The organism is Gephyromycinifex aptenodytis (assembly GCF_012277275.1).
Lineage (GTDB): Bacteria > Actinomycetota > Actinomycetes > Actinomycetales > Dermatophilaceae > Gephyromycinifex > Gephyromycinifex aptenodytis.
In genome coordinates this window covers 2,127,483-2,143,223 of sequence record NZ_CP051155.1, presented here as the reverse complement: position 1 = coordinate 2,143,223, position 15,741 = coordinate 2,127,483, and the positions used below count along the sequence as shown (strand labels likewise).

The window sequence follows — 15,741 nt, the reverse complement described above, 5'->3', positions numbered from 1 at the left end:
ACGCACCTGACATCGAACACGGTTGAGGGAGACACAGATGAAGTTGGCGATTCTGGGCGGCGGCGGGTTCCGGGTGCCGCTGGTGTACGGCGCGCTGCTGCGTGAGACGAACTCCCGGCGGGTCGATGAGGTGGCGCTGTACGACACCGACGAGGCGCGCTTGGCGAGCATCGCTGCCGTGCTGACCCAGATGGGGCAGGAACCGAGCGCGTCCGCGCAGGCAGGGTTGGCGCCGCCGAGCGTGCAGTGCACCAGCGACCTGGACGAGGCGGTGCGGGATGCGGACTTCATCTTCTCGGCGATCCGCGTCGGCGGGTTGCGTGCCCGCACCTGTGACGAGCGGGTTGCTCTCGATCTGGGGCTGCTCGGGCAGGAGACGACCGGGCCCGGCGGGATCGCCTACGGGTTGCGCACCATCCCGGTCGTCCTGCAGATCGCCAGCCGGGTCGCGGCGCTGGCGCCGCAGGCCTGGTTCATCAACTTCACCAACCCGGCGGGGATGATCACCCAGGCCATGCGCAGCGTGCTCGGGTCGCGGGTGGTCGGCATCTGCGATTCGCCCATCGCGCTGGGGCGTCGCGCCGCGCACGCGCTGGGCGTCGACCCGGAACGGGCCGCCTACGACTACGCGGGCCTGAACCACCTGGGGTGGTTGCAGGGCCTGCGGGTGGACGGCGTCGATCGGCTCCCGGAGTTGATCGCCGACCGGGACGCGTTGACGCGGATCGAGGAAGGGCGCCTGTTCGGTGCGGACTGGATCGCTGACATCGGCGCGCTACCGAACGAGTACCTCTACTACTACGACTTCACCCGGGAGGCGCTGGCCGGTATTCGCGGGTCGGCCCAGACCCGTGGGGAGTTTCTGCTGGAGCAGCAGAGCGCGTTCTACGCGCAGGTGGCCGCCGACCCCGATTCGGCGTTGTCGATCTGGCGGCGCACCCGCGCCGAACGGGACGCCACCTACATGAAGGAGGCGCGGGCACAGGGCGAGGAACGCGACGCTGAGGATGTAGCGGGCGGCGGTTACGAGGCAGTGGCGTTGGCGATCATGGCGGCGATCAGCCGCGGCGAGCCCGCCACGATGATCCTCAACGTCGCCAACGGTTCGACGTTGCCGGGGCTGCCGAGTGACGCAGTGATCGAGGTGGCGTGCCTGGTCGACGGTTCGGGGGTGCGCCCGCTCACGCCTACCCCGTTGCGGGGCCGGATGCTGGGCCTGGTGCAGCAGGTCAAGCATGTCGAGGAGTGCACGATCCGAGCCGCGAGCACCCGCTGCGCTCGCGAGGCCATCGCCGCGTTTGCTCAGCACCCGCTGGTCGATTCGGTCGGCTCGGCGCGGGTGCTCTTCGAGGGCTACCGCAACCAGATCCCCGAACTGCGCGAGGTGTTCGGGGCAGGTTGAGAACCAGACCCGGCGCGGCGCCGCTGAGCAGCGCAAGCGCGGCGGTTGCATCCCAGACGGTCGTGACGGATGTCAGGGGTCGAAGGTGACGACCGAACGAGGCCTCGACCGGCCAGCCGCGCGAGCGTTGGGTCATGACCACGACGACATGCACCGGCCTTAGCCCCGGCACGCAGCGCTCCCCAGCGATCGAGATCCGCGGCCTCGTCAAGACATTCTTGCCGCCGCGGGGAACCCGAACCCCTATCGAAGCCGTGCAAGGTGTCGACCTGCGCATCGAGCGGGGCGAGGTCGTCGCACTCCTCGGCCCGAACGGCGCAGGGAAAACGACGCTGCTGGACATGGTGCTGGGTTTGACGCGGCCGACATCCGGCACGGTCACCGTGTTAGGGGGCACCCCGGGGCAGGCCATCACAACAGGCCGCATCTCCTCGGTGATGCAGGACGGCGGGCTGCTGCCACGGCTCACCGTGGGGCAGACCCTGGGGATGGTCGCCGATATCCACGGTCGCCTCGAGGCCGTCGAGGCCGTCGCCGCCCGCGCGAGGATCGACTCGATCCTCGGTCGGCGTGTGCGCACGTGCTCTGGTGGTGAACGGCAGCGGCTTCGGTTCGCCCTCGCGCTGCTGCCCGACCCCGACCTGCTCGTCCTCGACGAGCCAACCAACGGACTCGACGTCAGCGCACGGCGTGACTTCTGGGCCGCTATCAGAGCCGACGCCGCCGCTGGCCGCACCGTGGTCTTCGCCACTCATTACCTGGCCGAGGCCGACGACATCGCCGACCGCGTCATCCTCATGGCCGGCGGAAAGGTCGTCGCCGACGACACACCGACGAACGTCAAAGGCTGCGCCCTGGGACGCGTCGTCGAAGCCAAGCTTCCCCGCCCCACCGGCGACGATGCTCTGCGCGCCCTACCCGGGGTCACCGACGTGGAACGGCGCGGTGACACCGTGCGCATCCACACCCGCGACTCCGACACGCTCGCTCGCCACCTGTTCACTGCCACCGATGCCCGCGATATCGAGATCACCTCCCGTGGGCTTGGAGAGGCGTTTGTCACGCTTACCGAAGGAAGCCCCGCATGAGCACCGCAGCCGCCCCCACCACCACGACTGACCGGCAGCGCACCAACCGGGCGCCGCCCGCCGGCGCATCCCGCGCACCTACCTGCGCACCGAGATCCTTCGCGCGCTGCGTAACCCGTGGACCCTCGGGTTCGCGATCCTCTTTCCAGTAGCGATGTACCTGCTTTTCGGTACCGCCCCGGACTATGGATCGATCAACACTGGGCGGGGTAACGTCGCTGGGCTCGTCATGGCGAACATGGGCCTGTTCGGGGTGATCACCGCTGCTGTCAACGTCGCTGGCAGTGTCGCCGAAGAGCGGGGTAGCGGCTGGAACCGTCAGCTACGCCTCACACCCCTGCCCGCGGCTGTGTATGTGGGCGGCAAGCTGATCGCCGGTCTGGTCACCGGGTTCATCGTCCTCGCAGTGATCTTCGCCATCGGCGTGGCCACCGGCGCCCGACTCGATCTGCCGTGGCTGTTCGTGGCGTTCACGTTCGCCTGGATCACCGGAACGGCCATGTTCTGCGCCTTCGGGCTCGCCGTCGGGTACCTCTTTCGCGGAGATGCGGTTCTTGGGGTCGTCGGACCGCTGCTTTCTCTGTTCGCGTTCCTCGGTGGCATGTTCATCCCGCTGGACGGGCTCGGAGCCATCCGCCTCATCGCCCCGTATACCCCGATGTACGGTCCGCGCAGCCTGCTCGAAAGCCTCACCACCGGGAACGAGGTCGAGCTCGTCGCCCTGCTCGGCACCTTCGGGTGGACGGCACTGTTCGTCGGTGTCGCAGCATGGCGCTACCGCGTTGTGACCGGGCGGGAGTGATGCTCATATCTACCGTGGTCAATATGCCACCGAAGGAGTCAGCTGACGTCGGCCGTGAGGGAGAGTGCGGTTCCCTCCGGGGCCGGCGCGCCGAGCGCAGCCGTACCCTCTTTGCGGCGTTCTTCCTGGTTTTTCTCGCCTACCCGTGCGCTTACGCCTGGGGGCTAGAACCGGCGCGCCGGTGGAGTGCGCTGGTCGTCCTCGCGGCGTTCGCCCTGTGGTACGTGCTGGGCTGGCTAGCGCTGGAAGGCCGCCCGCCGCCCGCCGCGTCGTGGCTGCGCGCACCGCAGTGGCTCATCGGCATCGCCGTCTTGGTGGTACTGGCGATCACCGTGATCGGTTCGCCCGGGCTGGCCCTGCTCTCCTTCTTCGTCGCCGGCGCCGGCGGGGCTTACGCCGGTCGTCTAGGACTGGTGCTCATCTTCGGCAGCATGGTCGCGCAATTCGCGACGGGACACGCCCTCGGGTTCGACCCAGCGGTGAACGTGGGGCTCGCCACCTGGCAGGGCGCGATCGGGGTGTCGGTGTGGTTCGGCTCGCGAAGCAGACTGGCCCAGGAGACGCTGGCCGCGGAACGGGAACAGAAGACCGAACTGGCGGTCGAACTTGAACGGGCGCGTCTGGCCCGCGACCTGCATGACATCCTTGGGCACTCCCTCACCGTCGTCACTGTCAAGGCGCAGCTGGCGGGGCGTCTGGTCGATACCGACCCCGAGCGCGCCAAAGCCGAGATCGTTGACGTTGAACGCCTCGCCCGAGATGCGCTCGCCGACGTCCGAGCGACCGTGCGCTCCTACCGGGAACTCGCGTTGCCCGCCGAACTCGCCAGAGCCAGGCAGGCACTGGATGCCGCCGAGATTCAGTACGAGCTGCCCGGAGCGACCGATGAGGTTCGCTCCGACCTGCGCGACCTTTTCGCCTGGACCGTGCGTGAGGGAGTCACGAATGTGATTCGGCACTCGGGGGCGCGCAACGTGACCATCACCCTGGAACGCAGCCACGTGGAGGTCACTGACGACGGCCACGGCCTAGGGCAGGCCGAGCACGGTAACGGACTCATCGGGTTGGCCGAGCGAGCCCGTCAGGTGGGTGCCAAGCTCAGCGTCGAACCTGCGAGGCAAGGTCGCGGAACCGTTCTCCAGGTGCGGGCGGACGAGGTCGAGCCGCGATGACGATCCGACTGCTACTCGCAGACGACCAGGCGCTCGTACGCGGTGCCCTCGCAGCGCTGCTGCAGCTTGAAGCCGACTTGGAGGTCGTCGCCGAGGTGGGAAGCGGTGACGAGGTGGTGGCCGCCGCCCTCGAGCACGCCCCGGATGTCGCGCTCGTTGACGTCGAGATGCCGGGGTTGGATGGCATCGCCGCGACAGCGCAGTTACGCCGCTGCTGTCCTTCGACGCGTGTGCTCATCGTGACGACGTTCGGACGGCCTGGGTACGTGCGACGTGCCCTCGAAGCGGGGGCTCAGGGGTTCGTCGTCAAAGACGCGCCCGCAGCAGATCTCGCGCAGGCCGTGCGCCGCGTCCACGCCGGGCTTCGCGTCATCGATCCGAGTCTCGCGGTTGATTCGATGGTCAGCGGGGCCTCGCCCCTGACCTCGCGGGAGAGCGATGTTCTGCGCCAAGCTGCCGGCGGCGGCACTGTCGCCGATGTCGCCCGTGTCTTGTGCCTGTCGGAGGGCACGGTACGCAACCACCTCTCCTCGGCTATCGGCAAGACCGGCGCCCGCACCCGGGCTGAAGCGGCCGCTATCGCTCGCGACAACGGCTGGCTGTGAACCGTCGCCGCAGAACAGTGACCGGGGCGCGCGCCGGGCTCTACGGTGGCTGTAGTCGGCGGGGCGCCCGCACCGGCCAGCGACGCAGGAGGATCAGTGAGCAGGCAGACGATCATCATCGGGGCCGGCGTGGTGGGCGTGACGATCGCCTGGGAACTGGCTCGACGGGGTGTACAGGTGAGCGTCGTCGATGCGGCCGACGGCCCCGGCGGAGCCTGCTCGCACGCCAACGCTGGGCTCATCGCGCCTGGTCACGTCGATGCACTGGCCACCCCGGCGACCCTCATCGAGGGCCTGTCGTCACTGCACCGCCGAACCGGGCCCTTCCGGTTGTCGCCGCACCCTGCCGTGCTGCCGTACGCGTTGCGGATGGCGCGCAGCTCGACGCCCGCCCGGGCGCAGCGGCACGGCGACCTGCTGCGCGAACTCGCGGTCGAAAGCCTGCACCGGCACGTCGAGCTGCCCCGCCTCGGCGTCCAGACGGGGATCCGTCGCGCCGGATCCCTTGACGTCCTGTCGAGTAAGGCACGCGCCGCAGCGGCCCGCGCGGAAGCCGCGCGGCCGGGTGACCAGCGCCGCGACGTGACGCTTGCCGGTCACGACACGCACGCCGGGCAACTTTTGAATGCAGAGCAGGTCGCCGCCCTCGAACCCGCGCTCGCCCCCGTGCCGGGCGCGATCCGACATTCGCAGGACGCGCACGTCGACAGCCGCGAATACCTCGCCGGGATGGTGCGGGCGTGCGCCGAACTGGGGGTGCCGGTGCGCTGGGGGGTTCGCGTGCGACGGCTCGAACGGTGCTCCGGTGCCCGGTTGGAGCTGGTAGCGCCCGGGGTCCGCATGGAGGCGGATCACGTCGTCATCGCGGCTGGACTGGAGTCGGCGCGCATCGGCGCTTCACTCGGCCTGCGACTGCCGTTGATCAGCGGTAAGGGCTACGTCGTGGACCTGGCCGATTCGGGTGTCGAACTCGGGCGGCCGGTGACGTTCATGGAGGACCGGGTGGTGGCCACCCCCTACGACGACGTGCTGCGGCTGTGCGGAACGTTCGAACTCGGCGGGGTCCCCGACACGATCGATGCACGCCGAGTAGAGGGCATCCTCGCGGTCGGCCGACGGCGCCTGCCGGGTCTGCGCACCGACAACGTGGTGCAGATGTGGGCCGGCCAGCGGCCCTGTTCGGCCGACGGCATGCCGCTCATCGGCCGCTCCCGCGTGCACCCCGGGGTGGCGGTGGCTGCAGGGCACGGCATGTGGGGCCTGACCCTGGCCCCGGCGACGGCCCGGCTCGTGGCCGATGACTTGTGTGAGCAGCGTGGGGTGCCGGCGCCGCTGTCAGCGGACCGGTTCACCGCGACGCGGTAGTCAGTGTTGTCCTGCCCAGGGGTTCCTCCCCTGGGCAGGACGATGCGACCGGGCTGTTTTCAGCTCCAGTTGGCCGGGCCGGTGCTTCCCGCTGGGTATTCATCCAGCGGAACCGACCCATCGGCCCAGGCGGCCAACACCGGGTCAACGATGCGCCAGCACTCTTCTGCCATGTCGCCGCGCACCGACAGCAACGGGTCGCCGTCGATGATGTGGGACAGGATTTCGCCATAGGGCCGGACCGGGCTGTCACCGAGGTCGGCCTTCAGGTCGACACTGGAGAAGTCCAAGGCGCCCTCGGCGCCGCTGGTCGTCATCGTCAGCGACAACGTCTCGGGGTGCATCCCCAACCGCAGCACGTCTTGGGTGGGGGTGTCGGCGAAACCTTCGGGCACGTGGGCCACCGGGCGGAAGGTCAGCACCATTTCGCGCTGCCCCCCGCAGAGGGCCTTGCCGCTGCGCAGGGTGATGGGCACGCCAGTCCAACGCGCGTTGCGCACCTCGACCGTGATCTCGCTGAGGGTCTCGGTGTTACGGGCGGCGTCGACCCCGGGTTCATCCACATACGAGGGAATCTCGCGGTCTCTTATCTTCCCGGCCGTGTACCGCGCCCGCCGCGAAGCGGCCACCGGGTCGTCGTTGAGCAGGTGAGTAGCCCGCAGGGTGTGAGTCATCAGATCCCGTAGCTCCAGGGCGTCGACCCGGGCAGGTTCCTCCATCATGAGCATCGCCATGACCAGCAGCAGGTGGCTCTGCAGCATGTCCTTCAACGCCCCGGCCTTGTCGTAGTAGCCGGCGCGGCCCTCCAAGGCGAGCTCTTCGTCGTAGACGATCTCGATGCTTTCGATGTCCACCGCAGTCCACACCCGCGAAAGCACCCGGTTGCCGAAGCGCAGCCCGAGCAGGTTGAGCACGGTGTCGCGGCCGAGGAAATGGTCGACTCGGAAGATCTGCTCTTCTCGCACGAACGAGGTGAGCAGGTGGTTGAACCGGTGCGCGGACTCGCGATTCACGCCGAAGGGTTTCTCGATCGCCAACCGGATGTCCTCGGGCAGCGGGATCCCGGACAGGACCTGGCAGGCCTTCTCCGAAATCGAGGGCGGCAACGCAAAGTAGAGAACGATAGGCCGATCCGTTGGCAGGGAGGCGATGAAGTCGCGCATCGCGCCCTGGTCTGTCACGTCCAGGGTGGTGTACCGGCTGGAGTTCAGGACGCGGCGAGACGTCTCATCCTGGCAGCCACCGGCAGAGAGGGCTGCTTTGACGCGGGATTGCCATTCGTCCTTGCTCAGGTCTTCGGCGGCGGCACCGACGAGCGCCACGTCGAGATCGGGTCGGTGCACGAGAAGCGTTGCCATCCCAGGCAACAGCAGGCGACTGGTGAGGTCGCCAGAGGCGCCAAGGATTGCCAGGGTCACGGCTGAGGTCGTCATGCGGTCTCCGATGCAGGCTCAAGGGCGGACCTGCAAAGTGTTGCCCACCACAGCGCCGCCCGCGCGGGCAGGGGCCTGGATACGCCCGGCAGCTCAGCTATCGCAGGGTCCCTGCGTCGCGCTATGCGCCAGCTTGGGTATCCGGTCGCCACCGACCGGACACCCAAGCCGCGCAAACTCAGTGGAACTGACTCATGGCTCCACTGGTGGAGGTTCAGCGGGACCGGAACCGGTCAAACGTGCGGTACATGAAGTCGGTTCCGGTGGCCAGAGCATCCACCCAGATCCGCTCGTCGTTGCCGTGCATGCCAATGAGCTGGTCATTGCTGATGACATAGGGGTACACGCCGTACCCGGGTATCCCCTTAGCCCGCCAGGGCTTAAGGGAGGTGCCGGCTTCGAACAGTGCCGGGGTGAATTGTGCGTCGGGATACGTGAGGTGCGCCGCAGCGTGCAGCGCTTCGTAGAGGGGGGTCTCCACGTCGGCGGGCGGCGTCGCCCAGGTGGCGTCAAGCGCAGCCAACTGCTCCGCCTCGCTCACGCCAGGAGGAGCGGCGAGGCTGACCTCGACCCCCTTGTCCCGCAAGATCGCGCGGACGGTTGCAAGGAAGTCGCGGGGTTTCTGTCCGCCTGGCACTGCGCGACAGTTGACCCGACAGGTGGCTTGGGAGGGTACGACGTTCTCCTTATATCCCGCCTCTTCGATGACGTAGGCGGCCGTGGTTCGCAGTAACGCCGAGTGCAGGTAGGGGTAGCTCGAACGTGAGGCGACGAGCCGAGCGGCGCGCTCGCGGGTGCGCTGATCCTTGGCCTTGAGCATCATGTTGATCGCGCGGGCCCAGTGCCGATCTTCGGTCGCGTCCGCCAATGCAGCGAAGTAGCGACGAGTCACTGGCGTGAGGTGCACCGGAGCTAGATAGTCACCCAGTTCTGCAACAGCACGTGAGAGCGTGACGATCGCTGAGTCTGGCATCGGTTTCGACGAGTGGGTGGCCGTGCCTGTCGCGGTCAAATCGATATTGAAGTAGACCTTGTCCTGCCTGGTCACCGAGATGAGCATAGGGGTGCGCTGATCGCGCTGTGCGAGGAACCAGCCACCCTCAGTGAGGACAACCCCAGCGTCGAGCTTCTCCCAGTGGTTCTTCGCGAGCCACCCCGATCCGTACTCGCCCGCTTCTTCGTCGGCGTCGGTCAGAACGATGATGTCCCGGTCGAAGGTGTGGCCCTTTGCCAGGTGGCGCAGCAGTGCGGAGATGAAGGCGGCGTTGGCGCCCTTCATGTCGAGCGCGCCACGACCGTAGATCTGCTCGTTTTTTACCACGCCACCGAAGGGATCAACGGACCAGTTCTCCTTCTCTACTGGCACGACATCGCTGTGGCCGAGGATGAGTATCGGTTTGTTTGCGGGGTTTGTGCCCCTGATCCGGGCGATCAGGTGGACATTGTCTGCTACCGGCGTCGGGATGATCTCAGTCGCTACTCCCGCGCTGTCCCACACGGCTTTGAGCATCTCGGCGTGAGCCTTCGTTGTGCCACCCTGACCGTGGTTCTGGGTGTCGAAAGACAGCATGCGTTTGAGCAGGTTCAGCGAATCCAGGTCTTTTTTGGGGATGGATGGGCGGGGCACTACCTTCCCGATGCTGCGGCTGCCGTCGGCGAGAGCGGATTCGCCCAACGTCAGGGTGGTGGCCCCTACCGCGCCCGCTGCACCAAGCAGGAAACCCCGCCGTCCAACCGTTTGCTGCAAAACATGGGTGTCGTCATGTGTAGGCATGTGAACCGCATCCGTTCGTCGTCGGCTCGTGCAGATGGCCCATATCAACCACGAGCGATGTACGACACACCAGGTGGCCTAAGCTGCGCGGCGCCCAACGGTTCATTCGGGGCGGCAGGCGGTTTCATTGTGGCCCAGTGAAATTCGACCCACAGTGAATGTTTGACGGCGCGGCCCACAGCCCGAGGATCACGCTTTGGGCGCTCGAGGTCACCGCTGGAGGAGAGGTGCCTGCGATCACGGCACAGTCCTGACCAGTGCTCACGATTGTTTGGAGTCGACGGCACGAAACGGCCATCGTGACAACGACGGTGTGGCAGTATGCGCTCACCTGCAGGCCGCAGAACCTCAAGGGCCCGCCGGGATTACCACCTGGTCGATGGCGACACACCGGACTTAAGGGGTCATAGGGACATGGGCGATTTCCTCGAGCCGATCCTCGAGATCAATAAACAGGTCAACGCTTTCGTGTGGGGTCCGGTCATGCTGTTCGTGCTTGTCGGCACGGGCGTCTACCTGACGGTCCGAACGAAGGCCTTCCAGATCCGCAAGTTCGGCTTTGCGATGAGCAGCACAATCGGCAAGGTGATCGGTGGCCGGTCCCGCAAGGCAGACGACTCGAACATCAGCCCGTTCCAGGCGGTTTCCACCGCGCTGGCGAGCACCGTCGGCACCGGAAACGTCGTCGGTGTGGCTACCGCGATCACCGTCGGTGGTCCAGGCGCAGTGTTCTGGATGTGGATCAGCGCATTCTTCGGCATGATGACGAAATTCGCCGAGATCGTGCTGGCCATGAAGTACCGCGAGATCAACGACGAAGGCCGATTCGTCGGTGGTCCGATGTACTACATCAAGAACGGCCTGAATCAGCCGTGGCTGGCCTACATCTTCGCCATCTTCGCGACCATGGCGACCTTCGGTATCGGAAACATGACGCAGGCCAACTCGATTGCCACCGCATTCGAACAGAGCTTCGGCATCAGCCCGCACATCACTGGCATCGTCGTCGTGATCCTCACGGCGGTCGTCATTCTCGGCGGCATCAAGAGCATCGCCCGGGTCACCGAGAAACTCGTCCCGGTAATGGCGGTCTTCTTCGTCCTCATGTCGATCGTGCTGCTCATCCGGCACGCCAGCCACATCATTCCTTCGCTGGTGCTCATCGTCGAGGCTGCCTTCAACCCCAGCTCCGCGCTGGGTGGTGCCGCCGGGTACACCGTCGCCACGGCCATCCGCATGGGTATCGCCCGCGGTGTGTTCTCCAACGAGGCCGGTCTCGGTTCGGCTCCGATCGCGCACGCCGCCTCCAACACCAAGGAGCCGGTCGAGCAGGGCTTGTGGGGCATCTTCGAGGTGTTCGTCGACACGATCATCATCTGCACGATGACCGCGTTGGTCATCATCACCACCGGCGTCTGGGAAGGGGCTCACGAAGGCGCCGCGTTGACCATCGCTGCGTTCAACCACGGCCTCCCAGGCACCGTCGGCGGTGTGTCGTTGACGATCGGGTTGGCAATGTTCGCCTACTCCACGATCCTCGGTTGGTCGTACTACGGCGAGAAGAGCCTGGAGTTCATCTTCCGCAACATCGGCGGTGCCAAGACCGCGGTGCTCATCTACCGCATCATCTTCGTGGCCGCCGTCTACCTCGGCGCGGTGGGTGGCCTGCAGGCGGTCTGGAGTATCGCCGACACCCTCAACGGCCTCATGGCCATCCCGAACTTGATCGGCGTCATCTTCCTCTCCGGAGTCGTCATCCAGGAGACGAAGAGCTACATGGCGCGGCACAAGGCCGGAACGCTCGAGGACTGATTCACCGACTCGCATGCGGGGCGGCCCTGGTCGGGGCCGCCCCGTTGTGTGTTCCACGGCTGATGTCGGGCATGATTCGCCCGTGGAACTGGCGCGACTTACCCCCATGGAGCAGCTGCGAGCTGGTCGACTGACACGGCGCATTCTTCAGCTGTTCGTCGGCTTAACGGCCTTCGGAGTCGCCATGGCGTTGCTGATCCGCAGCGGTCTGGGCATGCTCCCGTGGGACGTCTTCCACTACGGGGTGGCGCTGCACGTGCCGTTCTCCATCGGGACCGTCCTCATCATGGTCTCCCTGCTGGTGCTGCTGGCCTGGGTTCCGCTGCGCCAGATGCCAGGCCTGGGAACGATCGCCAACGCGGTCTGGATCGGCTTGACCCTGGATGTGGTTCTGCCACTGGTTCCTGAGCCCTCCCACCTCGCCTGGCGGATCACCTACCTGGTGCTCGGGATCCTCGGCAACGCCCACGCCACCGCCTTGTACATCGGCGCCCAACTCGGGCCCGGCCCGCGGGACGGTCTGATGACGGGGCTGTCCCAATCCACCGGCGCCAGCCTGCGCCTGGTGCGCACCGCCATCGAGGGAGTCGTGGTGCTGTGCGGGTGGCTGCTCGGTGGCGTCGTCGGTATCGGCACCATCCTGTACGCCGTCGGTGTCGGCCCGCTGGTGCAGTGGATGTTGCCGTCGTGCATCGTCGAGCTTCCGGCCCGCCCGGAGGCGGCGCCCTCCGGGGATAAGGGTTGATCCGGTCGTAGGCCGTTCACACCGGCGCCGATGCCCTTTACGCTGACCGGCATGAGTCAGATTCACGTGCCAGCCCCGGCCCTTAACCGCTACATCGAGCAGGTGTGGGCGGCGATCGGCGCCGACGAGCGGGAATGCCGGTTGCTCGCCGAACACCTGGTGGGGGCCAACCTGGCCGGGCACGACTCGCACGGCGTCGGGATGCTCGTCGAATACGTTCCCGCTGCGAAGGCTGGCGCGTTACGCGTCGGCGCGAAGGCAGAACTCGTCAAGGACGCCGGCGCCGTCGTCAGTCTCGACGGCCAACGCGGCCTGGGTCAGGTGATGGCCTACGAGGCGATGGAACTGGGAATCGAACGGGCCGGCGCGCACGGCGTCGCGGTCGTGGCACTGCGCAACACCCACCACGTGGGGCGCATCGGGCATTGGGCTGAGCAGTGCGCCGCCGCCGGGTTCGCCTCGGTGCACTTCGTCAGCGTGCCCGGTGACGTACTCGTCGCGCCGCTAGGCTGCCGCGACGCCCGGTTCGGCACCAACCCGTTCTGTGCGGCGTTCCCTCGCCCCGGACAGACCCCGATTCTGCTCGACTTCGCCACCAGCAAGATCGCCTTGGGCAAGGCCCGCGTCGCCTACAACTCCGGTGTGCCGGTCCCGCCGGGCTGCGTCATTGACGCCGACGGTGTCCCCAGCACCGACCCGGGCGTCATGTGGAACGAACCGATGGGTTCGCTGCTGCCGTTCGGGGATCACAAGGGTTACGGGCTGGCGTTGATGTGCGAACTGTTCGCCGGGGCGCTGGGTGGCGCACCGACGACGACGCAGGAGACGTTGACGCAACCTCCCGGGATCTACAACGCGATGCTGTCCTTCGTGCTCGACCCGAGCGCTTTCGAAGCTCCTGACTCCCAGCGCAGCGCCCAAGCCTTCCTGGACTGGGTGGGGGCCTCACCTGCCGGAGACGATCCGCGCAGCGGGATCCTGCCCGGTGAGCCGGAACAGACCCGGCGTCAGGAGCGGCTGCGTGATGGCATCCCCATCGATGCGACCACGTGGGCGGACGTGCGCTCGGCGGCGCTGGACGCCGGGTTGGCTGCGTCAGACGTTCCTGACGTGCAGGAATGAGCAGTCGTGGGCCCCGGGGGGTGTTCGTCGGGCTGGCGACCCTCGACGTGATCTCGCGGGTGGAACAGCTCCCCCCGGCCAACGGCAAGGTCAGCGCCGACTGGCAGCAACTCGCGGCGGGCGGCCCGGCAACCGGTGCGGCTGTGGTGTTCGCGGCGTTGGGCGGGCAGGCGCACCTGGTCACCCGGATCGGGCAGGGCCCGGTCGCCCAGCTCGTGCGCGCCGACCTGGCGGCCGTAGGGGTGCAGGTCAGTGACCTGGCCGAACCGGGGTACACCCCGCCGGTCTCCAGTGTGAGCGTGCACGCCCCGACCGGGGATCGTCAGGTGGTGGGGCGCGACGCGCCTGAGGTCGCCACGCCGCTCACGCACCTACCGGCCTCGGTGGTCGAAGCGCTGCGCAGCGCTGACGTGGTGTTGCTCGATGGCCATCACCCTGACCTGGCCCGGTCCGCTGCCGGTGTGCGGGCGGGTGCGCGGCTGGTGCTCGACGCGGGCCGCTACAAGCCGGTGTTCGCCGACGTCCTCCCGGTGTGTACCGACGTCATCGCCTCCAGCGACTTCACCCCGCCGGGTGAAAGCGACCCGCTCGACGCGCTTGTCGCGGCGGGGGTCTCAGTGGCGGCGGTGAGCGCGGGAGGTGCCTCCCTGCGGTGGCGCATCGCTGGCGAGGCCGGTGAACTGCACCCGCCGAAGGTGCAGGTCCTCGACACACTCGGCGCCGGGGACACCCTGCACGGCGCCTACGCGTTCGAGGTAGCCAGCGGGCGCGCGCCGCTGGAGGGGTTGATCGAGGGGATGCGCATCGCCTCGACCTCATGCACGCAACCCGGCACCCGCTCCTGGCTAACCCTGCTGCGCGCCCACTAACCCGCCCCCGACCCCTGCGCGAACCGTCGATTCTCAGCGACGGCTCGCGGTAGCAGCAGTGACGGCTCGCGGTAGCAGCAGTGACGGCTTGCGTGGGGTCAGCCCGCGCGGTGCACGAGCTCGGCGCGGCGGACGAGGTCGGCCTGCAACGGCAGCCGACCCAGGGAGATCAGCTGTTTGGTCCAGGGCTCGTGGCGCCAGTCCCACGCCATCTGCAGGTTGCCGGGGTAGACGCCCAGGAACAGCAGGCTCGCTGCCCGGCCACCGATGCGGCGGGTGCGCGGGAGTGCCAGCAATGCCGCAGCTCCCAGCTCGGCGACGCCGGAGCCGTACGTCCACGAACGCGGCGAACCTGGCAGTGCCTTGGGGATGAGGGCATCGAAGGGCTCCGGCTTGACGAAGTGCAGCACCCCCATGCCTGTCAGCAGAGCGGTGAGCGCGTAAGCCGTGCGGCGAGCCGTGGTCTGCTCAGAAGTGGTCATGGATCCTGCCTTGTCGATGTCGGGGTTACTGGCACGTAGCGTAGGCCTCCGCGAGCCGTCGATGCGAGGTGACGGCTCGCCGTAGGCCCCCGGCGAGCCGTCAGTCATCAGTGACGGCTCGCGGAGGCAGGGGTAGTGACGGCTCGCGGGGGGGGCTACCGGTAGGTGCGCAGCGCCCGGATTGCGGCGTCGCCGTAGCTGCCGCCGAACAGGATGGCGTGCACGAGCAGCGGCGGCAGTTGATACCACGCCACCCGCTGCTCCCAACCGTCGGCGAGTGGGAACGCCTCGTCGTAGGCGCGCCAGCATTGCGGCCCGAATCCGCCGAAGAGGGCCATCATCGCCAGGTCGTATTCCCGGTGCCCGTAGTGGCAGGCCGGGTCGATGAGCCAGTTGGTGCCGCTGCGGTCCACGAGCCGGTTCCCCGCCCACAAATCCCCGTGCAGCAGAGCGGGAGGCTCGCTCGGCCCACACAACTGCGCCACCCGCGGCGCAATCGCCTCCAGCATGCCCCGAGCCCGGGGATCCACCCGGCCCGCCTCCACAGCCTGGTCGACCAGCGGAACCAGCCGCCGGGTGAGATAGAACTCCGGCCAGTCCGGGTGCGGACGCAGATCGACCGCCACCGATCCCAGATAGCCGGCCGTGTCCCCACCCAGGCCCCCGAACTGCGCGCGCGTCACGCGATGCAGCTGCGCCAAGCCCGCCCCGAAGGCCTCCTCGGAGCCGGAACGGGCAGACCCACCCTCATCGATCCACTCCAGAACCAAACCGTTCGGTGATTCCCGCAGCACCTGCGGCACGCACAGCAGCGCCGGGGCGTGGGCGCGCAGTTCCGCCAACCCAGCGGACTCCCGCGCGAACAGATCGGGGGAGGGAGACGGATGTGTCTTGCAGAACAGCGGCCCGTCAGCGGTGTCGAGCCGGTACGCCTGGGCGATGTCGCCGCCGTGCACGGGTCGCACAGACCGCACATTCAAACCGTCGATGAGTTCTGGGGGAAGCGCTGACATACCTCCTTCTCTACCCCATGAGCGGCGTGACGGCGCCGGCGCCCGTACCGTGGTGTC

General features: G+C 67.7%; 14 protein-coding genes. 10 read left to right on the top strand and 4 right to left on the bottom strand.

Annotated elements, in window-relative coordinates:
- Nucleotides 1–37 precede the first annotated feature (37 nt).
- The 6 genes from G9V96_RS09235 to G9V96_RS09210 all read left to right on the top strand — a co-directional run bounded on the left by G9V96_RS09235 (nt 38) and on the right by G9V96_RS09210 (nt 6,434).
- Entirely contained in the window at nt 38–1,402 is a 1,365-nt protein-coding gene (locus G9V96_RS09235) for a 6-phospho-beta-glucosidase (protein ID WP_168582765.1), read from the top strand.
- Between the two features lie 134 nt (nt 1,403–1,536).
- On the top strand, nt 1,537–2,490 hold the full coding sequence (locus G9V96_RS09230; protein WP_168582764.1) for an ABC transporter ATP-binding protein: 954 nt from the start codon (nt 1,537–1,539) through the stop codon (nt 2,488–2,490).
- A gap of 67 nt (nt 2,491–2,557) precedes the next feature.
- Nucleotides 2,558–3,292 (top strand): ABC transporter permease, encoded by a 735-nt coding sequence (locus G9V96_RS09225; protein ID WP_168583949.1) that lies wholly within the window; start codon nt 2,558–2,560, stop codon nt 3,290–3,292.
- A 23-nt stretch (nt 3,293–3,315) separates the two neighbouring features.
- On the top strand, nt 3,316–4,464 hold the full coding sequence (locus G9V96_RS14975; protein WP_210424373.1) for a sensor histidine kinase: 1,149 nt from the start codon (nt 3,316–3,318) through the stop codon (nt 4,462–4,464).
- Complete coding sequence (locus tag G9V96_RS09215) at nt 4,461–5,069, top strand: response regulator transcription factor (protein ID WP_168582763.1); 609 nt, start codon at nt 4,461–4,463, stop codon at nt 5,067–5,069. The genes G9V96_RS14975 and G9V96_RS09215 overlap by 4 nt, the downstream gene beginning before the upstream one ends.
- Nucleotides 5,070–5,165: 96 nt before the next feature.
- Nucleotides 5,166–6,434, top strand: a complete 1,269-nt coding sequence (locus tag G9V96_RS09210; protein WP_168582762.1) for an NAD(P)/FAD-dependent oxidoreductase — start codon at nt 5,166–5,168, stop codon at nt 6,432–6,434.
- A 59-nt stretch (nt 6,435–6,493) separates the two neighbouring features.
- Here the strand turns inward: G9V96_RS09210 and G9V96_RS09205 are convergent, their stop codons facing one another.
- Together G9V96_RS09205 and G9V96_RS09200 are read right to left on the bottom strand one after the other, a co-directional pair.
- Nucleotides 6,494–7,867, bottom strand: a complete 1,374-nt coding sequence (locus G9V96_RS09205) for a glucose-6-phosphate dehydrogenase (RefSeq protein WP_168582761.1) — start codon at nt 7,865–7,867, stop codon at nt 6,494–6,496.
- 214 nt (nt 7,868–8,081) lie between these two features.
- Nucleotides 8,082–9,641 carry a M20/M25/M40 family metallo-hydrolase gene (locus tag G9V96_RS09200; RefSeq protein ID WP_168582760.1) on the bottom strand — a complete coding sequence of 520 codons (1,560 nt, stop codon included), beginning with the start codon at nt 9,639–9,641 and terminating at the stop codon, nt 8,082–8,084.
- Nucleotides 9,642–10,055: 414 nt separating this feature from the next.
- Between G9V96_RS09200 and G9V96_RS09195 the strand changes: the two genes are divergently transcribed.
- The 4 genes from G9V96_RS09195 to G9V96_RS09180 all read left to right on the top strand — a co-directional run bounded on the left by G9V96_RS09195 (nt 10,056) and on the right by G9V96_RS09180 (nt 14,189).
- Nucleotides 10,056–11,453 (top strand): alanine/glycine:cation symporter family protein, encoded by a 1,398-nt coding sequence (locus G9V96_RS09195; protein WP_168582759.1) that lies wholly within the window; start codon nt 10,056–10,058, stop codon nt 11,451–11,453.
- Nucleotides 11,454–11,535: 82 nt separating this feature from the next.
- A complete protein-coding gene (gene yczE / locus G9V96_RS09190; RefSeq protein WP_168581192.1) occupies nt 11,536–12,198 on the top strand; it encodes a membrane protein YczE in 663 nt (220 codons plus the stop codon).
- A 51-nt stretch (nt 12,199–12,249) separates the two neighbouring features.
- Nucleotides 12,250–13,320, top strand: a complete 1,071-nt coding sequence (locus G9V96_RS09185) for a malate/lactate/ureidoglycolate dehydrogenase (protein WP_168582758.1) — start codon at nt 12,250–12,252, stop codon at nt 13,318–13,320.
- Nucleotides 13,317–14,189, top strand: a complete 873-nt coding sequence (locus G9V96_RS09180) for a PfkB family carbohydrate kinase (RefSeq protein WP_168582757.1) — start codon at nt 13,317–13,319, stop codon at nt 14,187–14,189. The genes G9V96_RS09185 and G9V96_RS09180 overlap by 4 nt, the downstream gene beginning before the upstream one ends.
- Before the next feature lie 98 nt (nt 14,190–14,287).
- Here G9V96_RS09180 and G9V96_RS09175 read toward each other — a convergent pair whose 3' ends face one another.
- Complete coding sequence (locus G9V96_RS09175; protein WP_168582756.1) at nt 14,288–14,671, bottom strand: DoxX family protein; 384 nt, start codon at nt 14,669–14,671, stop codon at nt 14,288–14,290.
- 155 nt (nt 14,672–14,826) lie between these two features.
- Entirely contained in the window at nt 14,827–15,684 is an 858-nt protein-coding gene (locus G9V96_RS09170; RefSeq protein WP_168582755.1) for a fructosamine kinase family protein, read from the bottom strand.
- Nucleotides 15,685–15,741 lie beyond the last annotated feature (57 nt).